Origin of the sequence: Kitasatospora sp. NPDC057015 (assembly GCF_042673745.1) — a bacterium.
Lineage (GTDB): Bacteria > Actinomycetota > Actinomycetes > Streptomycetales > Streptomycetaceae > Kitasatospora.
This window is the reverse complement of sequence record NZ_JBHUSG010000054.1, coordinates 52,393-67,855: the sequence shown is the minus strand read 5'-3', so window position 1 is coordinate 67,855 and position 15,463 is coordinate 52,393. Positions and strand designations below refer to the sequence as shown.

9 protein-coding genes are annotated in these 15,463 nt (G+C 71.4%); 5 read left to right on the top strand and 4 right to left on the bottom strand.

All coding sequences use genetic code 11. From position 1 onward, the window contains the following. Positions 1-562: 562 nt before the first annotated feature. Positions 563-3,115 (top strand): Helicase associated domain protein, encoded by a 2,553-nt coding sequence (locus ACFTWP_RS34835; protein WP_380269033.1) that lies wholly within the window; start codon positions 563-565, stop codon positions 3,113-3,115. Positions 3,116-3,175: 60 nt separating this feature from the next. On the opposite strand, the gene ACFTWP_RS34830 is transcribed toward ACFTWP_RS34835, so the two are convergent. Next, on the bottom strand, positions 3,176-3,874 hold the full coding sequence (locus tag ACFTWP_RS34830) for a hypothetical protein (protein WP_380269032.1): 699 nt from the start codon (positions 3,872-3,874) through the stop codon (positions 3,176-3,178). Positions 3,875-4,367: 493 nt separating this feature from the next. Between ACFTWP_RS34830 and ACFTWP_RS34825 the strand changes: the two genes are divergently transcribed. The 3 genes from ACFTWP_RS34825 to ACFTWP_RS34815 all read left to right on the top strand — a co-directional run bounded on the left by ACFTWP_RS34825 (position 4,368) and on the right by ACFTWP_RS34815 (position 6,730). Then, positions 4,368-4,763, top strand: a complete 396-nt coding sequence (locus tag ACFTWP_RS34825; RefSeq protein WP_380269031.1) for a hypothetical protein — start codon at positions 4,368-4,370, stop codon at positions 4,761-4,763. A gap of 822 nt (positions 4,764-5,585) precedes the next feature. Further along, entirely contained in the window at positions 5,586-5,861 is a 276-nt protein-coding gene (locus ACFTWP_RS34820; protein ID WP_380269030.1) for a hypothetical protein, read from the top strand. Positions 5,862-5,863: 2 nt separating this feature from the next. Further along, positions 5,864-6,730, top strand: a complete 867-nt coding sequence (locus ACFTWP_RS34815; protein WP_380269029.1) for a helix-turn-helix domain-containing protein — start codon at positions 5,864-5,866, stop codon at positions 6,728-6,730. Positions 6,731-6,760: 30 nt separating this feature from the next. Here the strand turns inward: ACFTWP_RS34815 and ACFTWP_RS34810 are convergent, their stop codons facing one another. Further along, on the bottom strand, positions 6,761-6,964 hold the full coding sequence (locus ACFTWP_RS34810; protein ID WP_380269028.1) for a hypothetical protein: 204 nt from the start codon (positions 6,962-6,964) through the stop codon (positions 6,761-6,763). A 513-nt stretch (positions 6,965-7,477) separates the two neighbouring features. Here ACFTWP_RS34810 and ACFTWP_RS34805 point away from each other — a divergent pair. Beyond that, positions 7,478-12,787, top strand: coding sequence for an NACHT domain-containing protein (locus ACFTWP_RS34805; RefSeq protein WP_380269027.1), 5,310 nt, complete (start codon positions 7,478-7,480; stop codon positions 12,785-12,787). An 869-nt stretch (positions 12,788-13,656) separates the two neighbouring features. On the opposite strand, the gene ACFTWP_RS34800 is transcribed toward ACFTWP_RS34805, so the two are convergent. Together ACFTWP_RS34800 and ACFTWP_RS34795 are read right to left on the bottom strand one after the other, a co-directional pair. Next, positions 13,657-14,010 (bottom strand): hypothetical protein, encoded by a 354-nt coding sequence (locus ACFTWP_RS34800; protein ID WP_380269026.1) that lies wholly within the window; start codon positions 14,008-14,010, stop codon positions 13,657-13,659. 337 nt (positions 14,011-14,347) lie between these two features. Continuing rightward, positions 14,348-14,608, bottom strand: coding sequence for a hypothetical protein (locus ACFTWP_RS34795; protein ID WP_380269025.1), 261 nt, complete (start codon positions 14,606-14,608; stop codon positions 14,348-14,350). Between the last annotated feature and the right edge of the window lie 855 nt (positions 14,609-15,463).

The window sequence follows — 15,463 nt, the reverse complement described above, 5'->3', positions numbered from 1 at the left end:
GGTAATGCAGCGGCAAGCCGCTGCATAGTGAGCGCCTTCGCTTCGCTTCGGCGGGATTCCCGCGCAGGCGCGTGAATCGGATTCCGCGGGCGGAATCCTGTTGGTGTGTCAATTCGCGCAAGCGCGAATTGACGTGATTCCCGCAAGCGGGAATCCGGCTGACTAGGAGGGGTGGTGGCTCGGTCTGATGCACTGTGTAGGTTTTGACTTGGCTTGCCAGTGCCTGTTTCTGGTGACCTGTTCGGTTGCTTGCTGTCATGACTGTTCCGGGGTGGTCTGTGCTGGTCGGGGCGGGTCCCATCTCGGCCGGCCTCCCCCGGGGGTGGAACCAGGTTGTTGACTTGACGTCGGGTCAGGGTAGCGTGTCCGTGCCGTCCTTGGTGGACTTGTGGACTTTTTGGCTGCCTTCCTGAGTCCGGTGTACCCTGTGAGGTGGCTCTTGATGCAGGATGATGCACTGTGTAGCTTTTGATTTCTGGCGCTACCCCCTCTGGGCGTCCGCCTGATTTCCGATTTTCAGCCCGTTCGACTCGTGCTGGTGCCCTGGGAAGGAAATTCAGAAATGGCTGTGCAGCTCCGGCCTCATCAGGTGGAAATGGTCGAGGCGATCGTGCGGGGTCTCGACGTCCCGCCGGGCGGGGTGGTGCCGGCCGGCGGGCTGCGGGTGACGGCGATCTCGCCGTGCGGCAGCGGGAAGACGATCAGCGCCGCCTCGGCGGCGCTGCGGATCGCGCGGGAGGGGCGGGTGCTGGTGCTGCTTCCGACCCTGGACCTGCTGACCCAGACCATGCAGGAGTGGCGGAGGGTCGGGCACGAGGGGCCAGCGGTGGCGGTGTGCTCGCTGCAGGACGACGCGCTGCTCTGCTCGCTGGGCGTGCGGTGCACCACCAACCCCCTGCAGCTCGCGCTGTGGTTCGGCACCGGGCCGGTGACGATCTACGCCACCTACGCCAGCCTCGGGACGCTGGAGGCGGCCTTCCAGGGCGCCTACGGGCAACGACTGGAGCAGATGGACCTGATGGTGGTGGACGAGGCGCACCGGACGTCGGGCAGTTTGGGGAAGGCGTGGGCGGGCGTCCATCGGCAGGGGGTGCTGCCGGCGGTGCGGCGGTTGTATATGACGGCGACGCCGCGGGTGTGGCAGGAGCGGGCGGGGTGGCAGTCGCGGGAGGGGGTGAGGGATCGGTTGCCGGAGGAGTTGGCGGCGTCGATGGATGATGAAACGATCTTCGGAAAAGTCGTATACAGACTAACCATGGGGGAAGCAGTCTCCCGGGGAATCCTGGCGCGCTATCAGATCATCGTGGTGGAGATCCCCGACCCCTACCTGACGCCGGAGCGCCTGCGCGGGCCCGAGCGGAACGAGGAGGAGGTGCGGGGGCTGCGGCTGGGCGCCGTCCAGGCGGCGATGATGCGCACCGCGGCGGAGCACCGCCTGCGAACCATGATCACTTTTCATCATCGGACGGTGGAGGCCGAGGCGTTCGCGGCCGGTCTGCCGAAGGTGGCGGCGCAGCTGCACGCGGACATCCCCGGCTTCTACCCGGCGCCGGAGGCCGTGTGGGTGGGCTGGCTGTGTGGGGAGCACGAGGCGGACGACCGGCGGACGGTGTTGAAGGCGTTCGGTGGTTGGCCGGGCCTGGCGGTGCTGTGCAACTGCCGCGTCCTGGGTGAGGGCGTGGACGTGCGGGCCGTGGACTCGGTGGCCTTCCTGGACCCGAAGGGCTCCCCCGTCGAGATCGTCCAGGCGATCGGGCGGGCGCTGCGCAAGAAGCCCGAGGACGACAAGCTGGCGTCGCTGGTCGTGGTCTGCTTCACCCGGCCCGGGGAGAGCGAGGAGGACATGGTCACCTCCGCCTCCTACCGGCCGCTGGTGCGCGTCCTGCAGGGCCTGCGGGCCCACGACGAGGAGGCCGTGGACATGCTGGCCATCCCCACCACCAACACCCCCAACGCCGCCCCGGTGCGGATCGGGCAGGCGCCCGGCGAGGGTGAGCAGGAGAGCCGGTTGCTGGTGCGGTTCTCCTCGCGGCGGGACCCGTTCTTCCTGGCGGATCTGGTGCAGTTCAACGTGATCGACACCGAGCGGATGGACTGGGCGCGCGGGTACATGGCGGCCCGGGCATTCCGGAAGCGGGAGAAGCACCTGCGGGTGCCGCACGAGCACAAGGAGGGCGGGTACGGGCTGGGGCGGTGGATCAGCGTGCAGCGCCGCGTGCGCGGGGCGGGAGCCATGGAGGGCGGTCGGTTCCAGCGTCTGGAGGCGTTGGGGATGGTGTGGGACGAGCAGGAGGCCGCGTTCCAGGAGAACCTGGCCGCCGCGCGGGTCTGGTACGCCGAGCACCGCACCCTGGCCGCACCGCGCGGGGCGGTGGCGCTCGACAAGGCGGTGGGCCAGTGGCTGTCGAACTGCCGGCGCCCCGGCTTCCTGGCCGGGCAGCCGGGACGGGCCGCGGCCCTCGCCGAGATCGACCCGGACTGGAACCCGCACTGGCCCGTCGCGTGGCAGCGGCACTGGGCAGGCGTCGCCCTCTGCCTGGACGGCGGCGCCACCCTGGCGGACCTGGTGCCCGGTGTCACCGTGCACGGCGACGACATCGGCCGCTGGCTGGAACGCCAACGCCAGCCCGTCACCTGGCAGGCACTCATGCCCGGCCAGCGCGAACGCCTGACCCGACTCGGGATCGAACCCCACCCGGTCCCCGGGCCCCGGGGAGCAGCGGGGGGCGGGCTGTCTGGTTCGGTGCTGGGCGCGGCGGCTGGCGGTCGGCCGGGTGCCGAGGAGGGTGCAGCGGCTGAACCGCGCGGCGCAGCGGCGGGTACGGCGGCCGGGCAGGGCGGCGCAGCGGCGGGTGTCGCGGTGGGACGGCCGGGCGCGGCGGCCGGTGGTGGTTCTGGGGCGTTCGAGCGGGGTGTGGCGGCGCTGCGGCAGTACGTCGAGCGGGAGCAGCGGGTGGTGGTCCCCCGGGGTCATGTGGAAGCGGTGGGGGATGGTGAGGTGAAGCTCGGGGTGTGGCTGTCGAACATCAAGAGCCGTCGCGATCGCCTTGATCAGGTGCAGCTCGCCGTGTTGGCCGAGCTCGGCCTTCCGTGGGCGTCGGGCGCCTGGGTCTGACCGGGCCGGGGGGCGGGTAGTGAGGCGTGGGTGCTTGTCGGGAGGCGACGTTCCGCTTGGCTACCGGTTGCCCAGCTTGGGGGTCAGGGTGCCGCTGCGGCGCACCGGTCCGCTGGTCTGGCTCCACACCGGTTCGCCGCATCGCAGCAGCGTCCATCCGCGGCTGCGGTGGGGCATCAGCTCGCCGACGCCGAGTTGCCCGAGCAGTCGCGTGACGAAGGCGGCCTGTTGGTGGAGCAGGATCCGTTCTCGGTGGGCGTCGCTGCGGTGTCCCTCGGCGCGGGCGGATGCGTCCCGGGCGTCCCGTCTGCGGGCGGCGTCCAGTGCGCAGCGGAGGGCTTCGGTCTCGAGTTCCTGCGGTGTCCAGGGGGTCGGCAGTTGCTCGTTGACCGCGGTCAGGTGGGCGCGCCACTGGGGCAGCATCCAGTTGTTCCTGGTGATGGTGGCCTCGGTCTGCGCGAGGAGTTGGGAGATGGGGGACGGGCAGAGGAAGACGGCCAGGCGCCCGTAGGGGCCGAAGGTGCAGTGCGTGTAGTCGGCGGCTTGGGCGATCTGGGCGCCGAAGTCGCCGAAGCTGTGGATGTTCTCGGGGAACTTGAACTCGACCCCGAGGATCGGCTCCGCGTCGAACCAGCCGGCGGGGTCGATGGGCCGCAGGACGGCGTCGATGCGGACGGCTTCACCGGTGGGGTACCGGCCCGGGACTTCCCGCTCAATGTGGAAGTGGGCCGCAAGGATGTCCAGCACGCTGTCGGCCATCTCCCGCTCGTTTCGGTAGACGCCTGTCGGTGGTGCAACGAGGTCCGAGTACTGCACCTTTCAAGGGTGCCCGGCGCCACTGACACCGGCGGGTCCGGCGGGTCCGGCGGGGTCGTGCGGTCGGAGGTTGGGTGGCCGGCCGCGCGCTGGGGCCGTGGTGCGGCCGGCTCTGGTTGCCGCGGCTTGCGACCTGGCGGGGGTGGTTTATCTGGTTCCAGCAGGGCGCGGCAACCCTGCGGCGGTACGGCCGCGCGGAGCAGCGGTCGTCGTGGTCCGGCGGCGATGGCGGAGCTTAGACGGGCGGGGCCGAGGTAGGGCTCGGGGTGTGACTGGCGAGCATCAGGGGCAGCCGGGGGCGGCAGCGGTTAGGGGCTGGTGGGCGGCCTGGGGAAATACGGATGCATTTGTACCGCTTCGGGCGATATCCTCGGCCGGTCGGTGGCGCTCCATCGGGGAGCGGCTGTCCACTACTACCTGATCGGCAGGTATTGCGATGACACTCAGTCGCCTGGCGGCGCAGTTCGCCGCCGAGATCAACCAGCAGGACTGGTCCGACGCGCACATCCGGGCCGACCGGGCCGGACACCGCCGGGACCGCGATCGTCCCGGTTCTGCGGAAAAGGTGCTGTCCCCAGCCGAGGCCGAGAAAGTCAAGATCAACGCCGCATGGGTCACCGCCCAGGTCCTCGGCTACAACGACTCCAACTTCGACCCGCACGAGTTCTTCAAGGCTTGCGGCGTCTCGGACCAGTGGCTCTGGAACCGGGATGGCCAGCGCAGCGGCTTCGTCGCCGCCGGGCTCAGGACGCGCACCGGCCTGGCCGGGGAAGTCGAGTACCAGGTTCCCGGTATGTGGGGCTGCTGGGAGGGCGCCCCGATCGTCGACTGATCGTTGCTGCCGTACGGCCGGCCCTCGCCCTGGACGGGCGGGGGCCGGTCGGTGGTGATCGGCACCGGGCTGGCGCACTCGCGCCGGGGTGGTGTCGTGCACGTCCTGAGCTCGGCGGCGGTGTCTGGCGGGCCGCCCTTGCCGACCGGCGGCGACGCGTGAGCGGCGGCCGGTGGCTGGTGGCAGGGGCTCGCCACCAGGCCAGCCGGTGCGCGGGCCCCTGGGGAAAACGGACTGGATGGCAACGACGATCAGGCCGAGGCTGAAGCAGCCGAAGGCGTCGGCGGTCAGCCCCCGTGGTGCGTCAGCCAGAGCCCGCCCGCGCCGGCGCCGAGGTCGGCGGCTGCGAGGCTCGGGTCCGGACGGGAGCAGCGGGAGGGCGGGCACCGCCGGGAGCAGCGGGAGGGCGGGCACCGCCGGGCGGCGGGGTGGGGGCGGCCTGGTGGGAATCGTCATGCCGAAGGCGCTGCCCCCGGCTGGTCGGTCCCGAACCTCTATGGCGGGCTGACATCGGCGCCGTCCTCGAGGGCGGCGCCGGTCGCCTTGTCACCGTCGCGCCGACGCGGGTCGCCAAGGCTCGGTGACCGTCCAGGGCTCTGGACGTTTTCGGATCCTACTGATTTTCGGCTGCTCTGAGCTGCGCTGATGAGGGGCGGTTTTTTCTCGGGTGAAGACGTCGGCCTGGACGGGTCCCGAAGCGAGTGGAATCCGGGGGCGGGAAAACGGAAGATTCTCCTTGTCCGCGGAGGCGCAGCCCCGCAACTCCACTCGGGTGGTGCCCAGTTGTGCCGCCAGTGCCCCTACTTCCTCTGGAGCTTCGCCATGTCCTCGTCTTCTCTGCCGTCTGGCGTCCCGACGCCGCTCTCCTGCTCCACCGCCCTGCCCGCCGGTCCCGGTCGTCCGGTGCGCGCCGACCCGGGTCGCCTGGACGTGGCGGACGTGGTGGTCGTGGTGGTGGTCGTGGTGGTGTCGGGCGCCCTGGCCGCCATCGGCCGTCCGGCCCCGGACGCGCTGGTGGTCATCGCCGGTGCCGTGGCCCACCTGATCATGCGCGGTATGCCCGGTGGCCGCCCGGCGGCCCGGCGCAAGGGCCGCTGACGATGAACCGTCTCCCCAAGGCTGCCGCTACCGGGTCCGGTTCCCAGCTGCAGGCGTTGGCCGCCTACCTGCGCCACCTCAAGGACGAGTCCGGCCTGCGGTACTCCGATCTGGCGGACCGCACCGGCGCCAGCGGTTCCCCGGGGCGCCGGGGGGCCACCACTCTCAGTCAGGCGGCTAGCGGTACCCGGATGCCGCTGCTGGTCACCGTCGAGGCCTTCGCCCGTGCCGCCGCTCCCCCTGGCAGCCCTGGGGAGCCGGCCGCGCAGCGGCGCGCCGCCCGGGCCCGTGCGCTGTGGGAGAGCGCCAGGGCCGAGCGGGCGCGCAGGTCACCGTCCGGGCCCGGCCAGCGGCTGCAGCAGGTCCGCACCACCGCCGCCCTGGGGCGGGCGTTGGCCTACCTGCGCAGGCGTGCTGGCCTGTCCCTGGCGCACCTGGACCGGGCCACCGCTGCCGGCGGCCACCGCGTGCCGCGCTCGAGCATCCACCTGATCCTGGAGGGCAAGGCCCTGCCCACTCGCGACCAGCTCGCCGCGCTGCTCACCGCCCTCAGGGTTAAGGGGGACGACGCCGGCCGGTGGCACACCGTCCGCGACGGAATCGACAACCGGCTCCACCCGCCCGCTGCGGTCCGGAGCTGGGGGTACACCTGTGCGGACTCCGACCCCCGTGTCCAGGACTACCTCGAGCGCCGCGAGCGCGACGAGGAGATCAAGCGGCGTACTGGGCAGATCCACCCCGACGAAACCTACGACGACTACCAGGAGCGGATGCGCAACCCGGACTACGACTACGAGCAGTGGATGTTCGATCAGGTCAACCAGAGAGCCAACAACGACTGGCACCAGTGGAACGCGAGCGGGGAGTAGGACGCCGGCCTCTCCGCAGGGGCAGGACGCCTACGCAGTAGTCAGGGCCGAGCCGGATCGGGCGCGTTCGGCGGCGAACCGCTGGGCGACGTCCCTCAGCGGTTCCAGCACCGGTCGATGGGCGAAGGCCTGGTTGTAGGCACGGCGGCCGGCCTCCCAGACGAACCTCGGGTCCTCGGGCGGGAGCCGGTCGGTGTGGTGCCAGTGGATCACCGGCGGGTGGATGGTGATCAAAACGGTGATCGGCGTACTCAGTCCGACAGTGGCGCGGCCCGTCAGCGGCAGGGCGTGGGTGCTCTGGTCACGCAGCTACTGCAGGCCGCGGATCACGGTTGCGGGCGGTGGCGTAGGCGGGGTCCGTGTTGGCGAGCTGCTCGTCGATGGTGCGCGCCCAGTAGGCGATCCCCATGACCGGCACGGTGACGGTGTAGAGGTCGGCGGTCGTCTCCAGGCAGCGGGTGGGGCGGACGCGGGCCTGGTGGAACCCGTCGAGGCCGATGCCGGCCAGGCCCGGGCGGCGAGAGCAGTCATCGGCGACGGCCGACCGGCACCGGCTGCGGCGGCGGTCGCGCCCTCAGGCCGGTTGGTGTGCGGGCTGCTGTAGGAGGCCCGGCTGGAGGGCGGCATCAATCAGGCCGAGGACGAAGGTGGAGATGGGCAGTTCAACGGCGGGTCGGCCCGGGCTGGGCTCTGGGGCTGATGCCCGATCGGGCACCGCTCGGTGGGGTGGCGTGGGAGGATCCTGGCATGGTGCGCGACGTGGCAGTGGCTGGTGCATCGACTCGTTCTGTGGGTGCGGTGCCCACGATGTTGCGTACCCCGCCGGCCGGTGGTCCGGTTCTGCCGCCGGTGGTCACGAAGGCTGACTACCTTCCGCTGGGGGAACTCGGGTGGGCGGATGTCGAGCGGCTGTTTCTTCGCCTTGCCGAGCGGGAGGGCCGTGCTGAGTATGCCGAGCTCTACGGGACCGCTGGGCAGGGCCAGGAGGGGATCGACCTGGTCGTCCGCAATGCCCGGGCAGGAGGCGGTTCTGGCGGGTCGTCTGCGCGGCGGTACACCACGTTGCAGTCGAAGGCAGTGAAGAGTCTGACCGCGTCGAAGATCAAATCGGCGGTCGACAAGTTCGTGACCGGCTCGTGGGCGGACCGGTCCGAGGTCTTCATCTATGCCACGACGCACGAGTTGAGACCGACTCAGCTGGTGGAGGAGCTCGACAAGCAGGCTGACCGGTTGGAGCGGTTGGGTGTCCGGCTTGAGCGCTGGGGGCGTGAGCGGGTATCGGAGCTGATGCGCCCGCTTCCCGAGCTCGTGGACGACTTCTTCGGCCGTGAATGGGTGAAGGAGTTCTGTGGCTCCGATGTGGCGGCCTCCCTGGAGGGGCGCTTGCAGGGGCGGGACGTGGTGACCTTGCGGGCGGGTCTGCGGGACCTCTACCGCGCATCGTTCGCTGTCCAGGACACCGGCTCCTCCCTGCTGGTGCCCTCGGTTGCGGGAGCACCGATAGATCCCCCGGGGTTCGTCACCCTCGACATCGCCGAGGGCGGGAGTGACCCTCTGCTCGGATCCCGGACGGACGGCGCAGCGGGCCGCGGGGAGCAGGACGGCAGCGATCCTGCCCGGACGGAGGCACTCGCGTCGGGGGCGGGGGGTGGTCGGCTGGGCAGGGCTGGGGTGGTCGCGGGGGAGCGTTTCGGGGATACGGGCCGTATGGTGGCGCCTCTGGATGGGCTCCTTCAGCGGGGGCGGCTCGAGGATGATCTGGGAGCGGCGGACATTTCGCGTGTCCCGGTCGACGAATGGCTGGCCGGGGGGATGCTGTCGGTGGTTGCCGGGCCTCCGGGGGCCGGCAAGTCGAGCCTCCTGCGGCACGTTGTGTTGGACCTGTTGGAGGACGCTCCGAGTTCGGCCGCTCTTGCCGACCGGTTCGGGTCCCGGGTTCCGGTGTGGTTGCCGTTCCCTTTCCTGTGCGAGCACATCCGCGAGGGCACCGACCGGTCGGTCGGCTCGGCGGTGCGGACGTGGCTGACGCGGCACTCGGCGCAGCATCTGCACGCTCTCGTCGACCAGGCTCTGGAGGATGACCGGCTGCTGCTCGTGGTGGACGGGTTGGATGAGTGGACCGATGAGGAGAGTGCTCATCCTGCGCTGAGCCTGTTGGAGACGTTCGTGCGGAGCCGGAGTGTCGCGGCTGTCGTCTCCAGCCGCCCGTACGCGCTGCGAAGGCTGGTCACGCTCGCCGGCTGGCGGGTCGGGCACATGGCGCCGCTGTCCGCGCAGCAGCGTCGGCAGCTGGCGGCGATGGCGTTCGCTGCGAGCGGCCGGGTCCCCCAGGCGGCGTCGGGGGTGGCCACTGGGGCGCCGGCGGTGCCGGATGCGGCCAGGGTGACGGCGGACGACCTGGTCGACAGGTTCTGCGACGAGCTGGGCGCGGTGGCGGAGTTGGAGGTGCTGGCCCGGGTTCCGCTGTTCCTGCTGATGCTGGTGGGTCTGTGGTCGGGTGGGCCGCTGCCGGCCAAGCGGGTCCACGCCTACGAGCGGTTGGTCGATCTGCTGGTGGAACGGCATCCCGCCATCCGGCGGCGTGCCTCGCCGCGGCCGGGGCCGGGGGTGGACACGGCCGAGATGCGGCAGATTCTGGCTGCCGTGGCGTACCGTCTGCGCTCGCGTGAGGCCGGGTTCGTCGCCGATGCGGGCGTGTGGCGCAGCGCGGTGGTCGAGGTGCTGTGCGACGAGCAGCTGCTCGGGTACGAGGTGCACGAGGCGCGGCGCAGGGCGCCGCAGATCCTCGCGGCCGGCGAGGGTGATCTCGGGGTGCTCGTGTCGTACGGGGCCGGGTCGGTCGGCTTTGCCCACCGGGCGGTTGCGGAGCAGCTCGTGGCCGAGCACCTGCTGGGGCTGCCGTTTCCGCAGCAGGAGAAGGTCCTGCGCGCGCGGGTGGGCGACCGGTCCTGGCGCGAGGTGCTGCTGGCGCTCTTGGCCGGCCAGCAGCGAGCCAACGAGGTCGCGGCGCTGCTCGACATCGCCGTCGCCGCCGGTCCGGAGAACTCGATGCCGCTCCTGGGCGGGTACGAGTTGGCGGCCGAGGCGTTGGCGAGCGGTGTGCGCCTGTCACCCCGTGACGTCGGGCGATTCTGCGATCTGCTCTGCCGGCGGGTGGAGCGGCATCCGTGGATGCCCCACCGAGCCCGCCTGCTGTCCTCGCTGACCGGCGCGCTCGCGGACACCACGGCACGCAGGTCGCTGATGCCCTGGTTCTCCCAGAAGATCCTCGGGCGGACACAGTCTCCAGGGGCATGGTACGAGCTGCACAACACGGGCATCCCCGCCGAACAGGCGGAGCCCGCGCTGCTGGCGGGCATCCGCCATCCTGCGTCCCGGGTGAAGGACGCGGCGGCCCGGGCGTTGGCCGAACGTTTCGGCGGATCGCCCGAGATGCGGGACGACCTGGCGGCCCTGGTACTGGGTGCGGCGGATGCCCGTACCCAGGGTGCCGCACTTCAGACGCTGACCACAGGGTGGCCAGCGGAGCCCCTCACGACCGAGCTGATCGCCTGGGGCCGACGCCAGCGTGCCGCCAAGATCCGGGCCGTGGCGATCCGGGCAGCGCGCGAATCGTCGCAGTCATCCGATGCCGACGGCGGCGCAGCGCCGTGGGTGCAGGAGGAGCGGCAGTGGCTGCTGTCCGTCCTGGATCACGGTTCACGGCAGGTCCTGCCCCAGGACTCGGCGCTGGTCGAGATGGTGTGCGAGGCGGCGGAGGGCGACGCCGAGGTCCGTGACCGGTGCCTGAGCCTCGTAAGCGGCTTCCCCGGATCTCCCGGGCCGCAGGGCTTCACCGCGCTGGCCTGGAGGCTACTGCCGGTCACCTTCGGAAGCGATCCCAAGGTGATCGACTGGATGGTGGCCGCGCTCGCCTCCAAGGAGCACCTGCCGGACCGACTTACGGCCGCGCCCGACAGGTGGGCCGAGGAGCCCGCCATCCGCGACGCTGCGTACCGTCGCCTGCAGCGCGACAGGGCCGGCGTCTGGGAATCCGTCGATCTGGTGCGCCTGTCCCCCACCGAACAGACACGCGATCACATGATCACCCTCCTGGACAGAGAGGCATGGCAGTCCGAGCAGGCCGCTTTCGCCCTCCAGAAGCACTTCGCCCAGGACCCGGTCGCCCGACAGGCCCTGCGGCGCAGAATCGGCGGACCGGCCGATAAGGCGGCGGCCCTCGCCTGGATCGCCGCGGACGTACTCGGCCCTGTGGCCGGCATGGAACGCCTGACCGATCTGTTGCGCGAACACTCCGGCGAGGACCGCTCCACCGTGGTGTCGGCCATCGGCCGCCTGTGGCGCAGCTGCCACGAAGGCACCACGGAGAGCACCCACGCCAGCCTCGACCGGACGGAGGCTGCCCGTGTCCTGGAGCAGTACTCCGGCCGTGACCTGGCCCTGCAGTGCCTCGATGCCGTACCCACTGAGGGCTACGGCACCGCGCGAGGCTGGATCATCGGCACCTGGCCCGAGGTCCCGGAGGTCCTGACCTACGCCCGCAAGGCATTGACCGGGCCCGAGCCCGAGGTCTCCGGCGTCCTGTACGGCTACGGACCGCACGGGGGTCCGACGGCCGCGCAGATCGTCGCCGATGCCACGGCCCTGTTGTCCCCGCTGGAGCCCGAGCTGAGGGTCGTGGCGGCCCAGCAGCTCGCACGTCGCGGCATCGACACCGACCTCGTGATCGACCTCCTTGGGGACTGGAAGTCCGACACCTCCCCCGCGGTACGCCGCGCCGCTGCCACCACCCTGGCCCGCGCACTCGCTCCACAGCGCGGCCAGGCCGTCGACGGGAGCCCTCCAGAACGCCGGCAGGAGGCCCTGGAGAGGCTGCGGCGGGAGTGCCGCACCGACTTGGCCGCCTCTTGGACCGCAGAGGATCATGAGCGCCGGACCGCCTGGGTCATCATGCTGCTCCTGGGTGATGTCACCCTGCTGGACGGCCTAGTCGAGGGCCGCGACCGCAGTCCCGTCAGCGTCAAGCTCTCCGCTCGTCCGCTGACTGCCACAGACAGCCAGTTCAGCGAACTCATCGCCGCGAACTGGACCGTTCTACAACGGCAGTGCAACAACCAGCTGATCGACCGTTTCTCCAGCAGATCCGCCCGCAGGGACCCTGCCCGGCCCGCGGTGTGGTCGGCGCTCGCGCCCGTCGCCCGTCGCCACCCGGACGTCGAGCGCGCACTGCAGGACGCAGTCCTCGCCCACCCCGAACTTCTCCGGGACAGGCGGGTACTGGCCTGGTACAGCGAGAGCAACCCGTCCGATCCCCGGCTCCTGGACCTCGCCGCGCAGGCTGCCGACATGGGGCGCAGCGTCGGCAGCGCTGCCGACGCCTTCCTCGACCAGGTGAGCGCCCCGACAAATGCCCAGGCACACCGTGACCTTCTGACCCTCCTGGTTCAACAGCCCGGCCACGGGCGGGTACCGGCCCTGATCAACGACGAGGAGATCGGCTTCCACATCAGCGGCTGGCGGCGTGTAGCCCTGGCGCGGCTCCTGCCCGACGACCCGCACGCCCAGAGTCTCTACCGCTGGCTCGGAGCCGTCCTGGAATCAGGTGAAGGGATCGACTGGACCTGGGAAGAGGCGTGCGCGGTCACAATCGGCCTCGCCCCCGCCGCCCACCTGCCCATCCTCATCCTGCGCCTCAGCGCCCGCCTGCACCGACGCGGAGAGAACTACTACGCGCCCGACCTCGTGGAGGCCGTCGTCCACCGCCTGCGCCGAGACCCCGCAGCCGAGGTTGCCCTCGTCGCCGCGATCATCCACCCGGACGGCATCGACGCGAGCACCGGCATGTGGCAGGCGCCCGACACGGTCGGCGACACTTCTCCTGCCCACCAGCAGATCCTGCTCGCCGCGCTCCTTCTCGCCGCCACCGGCCTGCCACCGGCGGTCACCGAGGCCCTCGCCCCACTCACCAGCGCCGACGCCACCCTCGCCGACAACCCCCTCATGACACCCCGCCCCGTCGCTCTCGCCGTCCTCGACCTCCTCGACGCCGCCACCTGACAACACAGCAGGCGGGAAGGCGCGGGCTCCCAGGGATCGGTGCGCCGGCGGCGGGAGCCATCACGGGCCCTCTCGTGCCGAGGGACTGCGGTGGTGGGTGCGGCTCGGTGGGAAGCGGCTGGCGCGGTTGGCCGGGCTGGGGTTGCTGTGGGTGGTTGTTGCCGAGGTGCAGGGCTGAGGTGAGGTCGTGGCTGGTGGCCGCGTCGTTGCGGCTGTGACGGTGTGGGGGGGGCGGGGCCGGGCGCTGGGTTCAGCGGGTCGACGGTGGGGCCGGCGGCCGGGGTCGGCTGCGGTTCCACAGGTGTTGGTCGTGCAGTGCGAGGAGGATCTGTCGCTCTGTCGCCCTGGCGTCTTGTGTGGTGGCGGTGGTGGCCAGCACAGCTCGATGCGTGCTCGGTCGAGCGCGGAGCGGCCCCACTCGCGTATCCGGGTTGCCTGGCCGGCTTGGGCTTCGGTGAGGCGGTCCTGCAGCCAGGCAGGGTCGGACAGGGCTTGGTCGAGCGCGGCCTGCGCCAGCCCGGAGGCCGGGCCGTCGGCGTACTTGTGCAGTCGCCTCGCAGTCCCTGCCCTTTGCGTTCGCCGCCCATGCCGACGTAGACCACCGGCCCGGTGCCTTGCCGGGCGAGATACACCCCGGGCCAGTCGGGTGCGGTGTCCAGGGCCGTGCGCCACGGCACCCATGCCGACCATGACGCCAACTCCCCCAGGTCCCCCGCCGTCTGTCCCCCTTGGTCTCCTCGGTGACCGCACCCTGGCGGCGGACGCGGGGTGTGAGGTGCGGCCCGGGAGGTCACCGTCCGATGCGGTCACACGCCATGTCGTCGGCGGGCATCTCGCAGCCACGCCGGGGCCGGCCGGGGCCGGGGCATCTACCGGTGTGCGGTGGTCCTGTCGTGTTCGCCGTCGGCTGCTGCCTCCAGGTGTCCGCGGGCCCGTAGCAGGAGCGAGTGGGCGTGGCGCAGGTGGCGGTTCACCTGCGGGTGGAGGGCGCCGCGGAAGCGGTCGGCTGATCGCAGCTCGCCGGCTGCGGCGTCGAGGAGTTCGCCGGCTTGGCGGACCGCGCGGCCGCGGGTGCTGGCCCGGTACTCCCCCGCCAACGCCTGTGTGGTGTCGGCGAGCTCCCCCACGCCGGGGTCCTCGACCGGCTGCGCGCCGAAGAACACCAGAGCGGCCGCCAGCTCGGCGAGTAAGTCGTCCCTGCGTACCGCCCACCATGAACTCACTCTGTGATCATTCCCTATGACGGGGCGTATCAGACAGTGAACAGGTCAACCCATCCCAGGCGCAGGAAGCGGGGGCGGCGCGGCCGAGCAGCCGACCGTGGGGCGCTTGGCCTGCGAGGGCGCACTGCGGGCGTGCTCCGATGGTCGGGCTCCTGGCGCAGCGCGGCCGGGTTGGTATGGGTGAGTGCGCAGAATGGTTGGTGACCGGTGTCCGGGTTCTCGCTGCGCCGACAGCCGCAGGTCGGTAGTGCTCCGCAGTGCCGCCAGGTCGTGCAGTTCGGCCACCCCGCTCAGCCCGTGCCATGGCTGCAGGCCGGCCGATGCCGTTTTGCCGCCTTCAGCGCTTCGACGCGCGCTTCTTGAGGAGGAGGAGTACGAGCGCCGAGTACCCGAGCAGCACGGGCAGAAGGCCCCAGAAAACGTGCAGCCCGATGAGGGACACCCCAAGCATCGCAACGGCGGCGGCGGCCGACTGCTGGCGGATCTCCAGCGCTGAGCGTCGGCTGGCGGATGGCCGAATCAACTGACGGCCAATGAACACCTGCGCGAGGTTGATCAACCCCACAACGCCCGCGACTGCGGCGAGGACTATCCACATCCGCGGAAGCGTAGTCCATACGGTGCCTACCCCTTGCCCTGGCTCGGCTCGAACGCGGCTGGCCCCCTCCACAGCGGATCGGCGCCACAGCACCGGGCAGGCGGACCGTGTACGGGTCCGGCCGCCCCGAGCTTCACCGTACGGCGCACGGACCGTGGGGGTGTACGAGTCGGACTATGCGAAGCAGGCGCAGCCGCACGCCCTGGTCGGGGCGCTCGGTTGGTTCAACGAGCGGAGCGGGTCGCGGGCACACCCGGGTCGACGGGGAAGACCTGGCATCGGTCACGTGCTGAGCCGCGGGGAGCACCGGAGCGGCTGGCGGGTCGGGCGGCTCCGGTCAGCGGCGGGTGCGCACCCGGGTCGGGGGCGGTTGCGGGGAAGCAGGAACTGCAGGCGGGCGCTCGGTGTCTTCCGGCGACGGGAGGCTGGTGGTGGGGCAGCCCTTGGCGGCTGAAGGACAAGCAGTTGCTCCTGGGCTGGAGGATGGAGTCGGCGCGGTGTGTCGGCGGCGGATCCTTCCCCGCCACGAGGCCGCTCTGGCGGCGTTCGGCGGTTCTTTGGTGCAATGGCCGCTGTGACGACCCCCTGGATGATCCACCGCCCCGAGTTCCTTAGGCTCACGGGGCTGCTCGACCCGGCCGTGCCGGTGGCCAGTACGGTGTCGACCTGGGACGCGGGTGAGTGGGAGATGGCCGTCGAGGATCTCGCCGACCAGCTCTCCGAGTACCACACGCCGCTGCTGCGTGCGGATCGGGCGGCCGTCCTCGCGCTGGCCGAGGTGTTCGGCGTGCCGGCCAAAGCGGCGGCGGCGCTTCGCTGGTGCCCCGATCCGGAGGCGGAGGCCGAGTGGTGGTG

Coding starts and splice junctions, on each gene's coding strand:
- ACFTWP_RS34830 (WP_380269032.1), bottom strand. CDS start 3,874: ATGGCCGACAGCGTGCTGGACATCCTTGCGGCCCACTTCCACATTGAG.
- ACFTWP_RS34825 (WP_380269031.1), top strand. CDS start 4,368: ATGACACTCAGTCGCCTGGCGGCGCAGTTCGCCGCCGAGATCAACCAG.
- ACFTWP_RS34795 (WP_380269025.1), bottom strand. CDS start 14,608: ATGTGGATAGTCCTCGCCGCAGTCGCGGGCGTTGTGGGGTTGATCAAC.
- ACFTWP_RS34815 (WP_380269029.1), top strand. CDS start 5,864: ATGAACCGTCTCCCCAAGGCTGCCGCTACCGGGTCCGGTTCCCAGCTG.
- ACFTWP_RS34805 (WP_380269027.1), top strand. CDS start 7,478: ATGGTGCGCGACGTGGCAGTGGCTGGTGCATCGACTCGTTCTGTGGGT.
- ACFTWP_RS34820 (WP_380269030.1), top strand. CDS start 5,586: ATGTCCTCGTCTTCTCTGCCGTCTGGCGTCCCGACGCCGCTCTCCTGC.
- ACFTWP_RS34835 (WP_380269033.1), top strand. CDS start 563: ATGGCTGTGCAGCTCCGGCCTCATCAGGTGGAAATGGTCGAGGCGATC.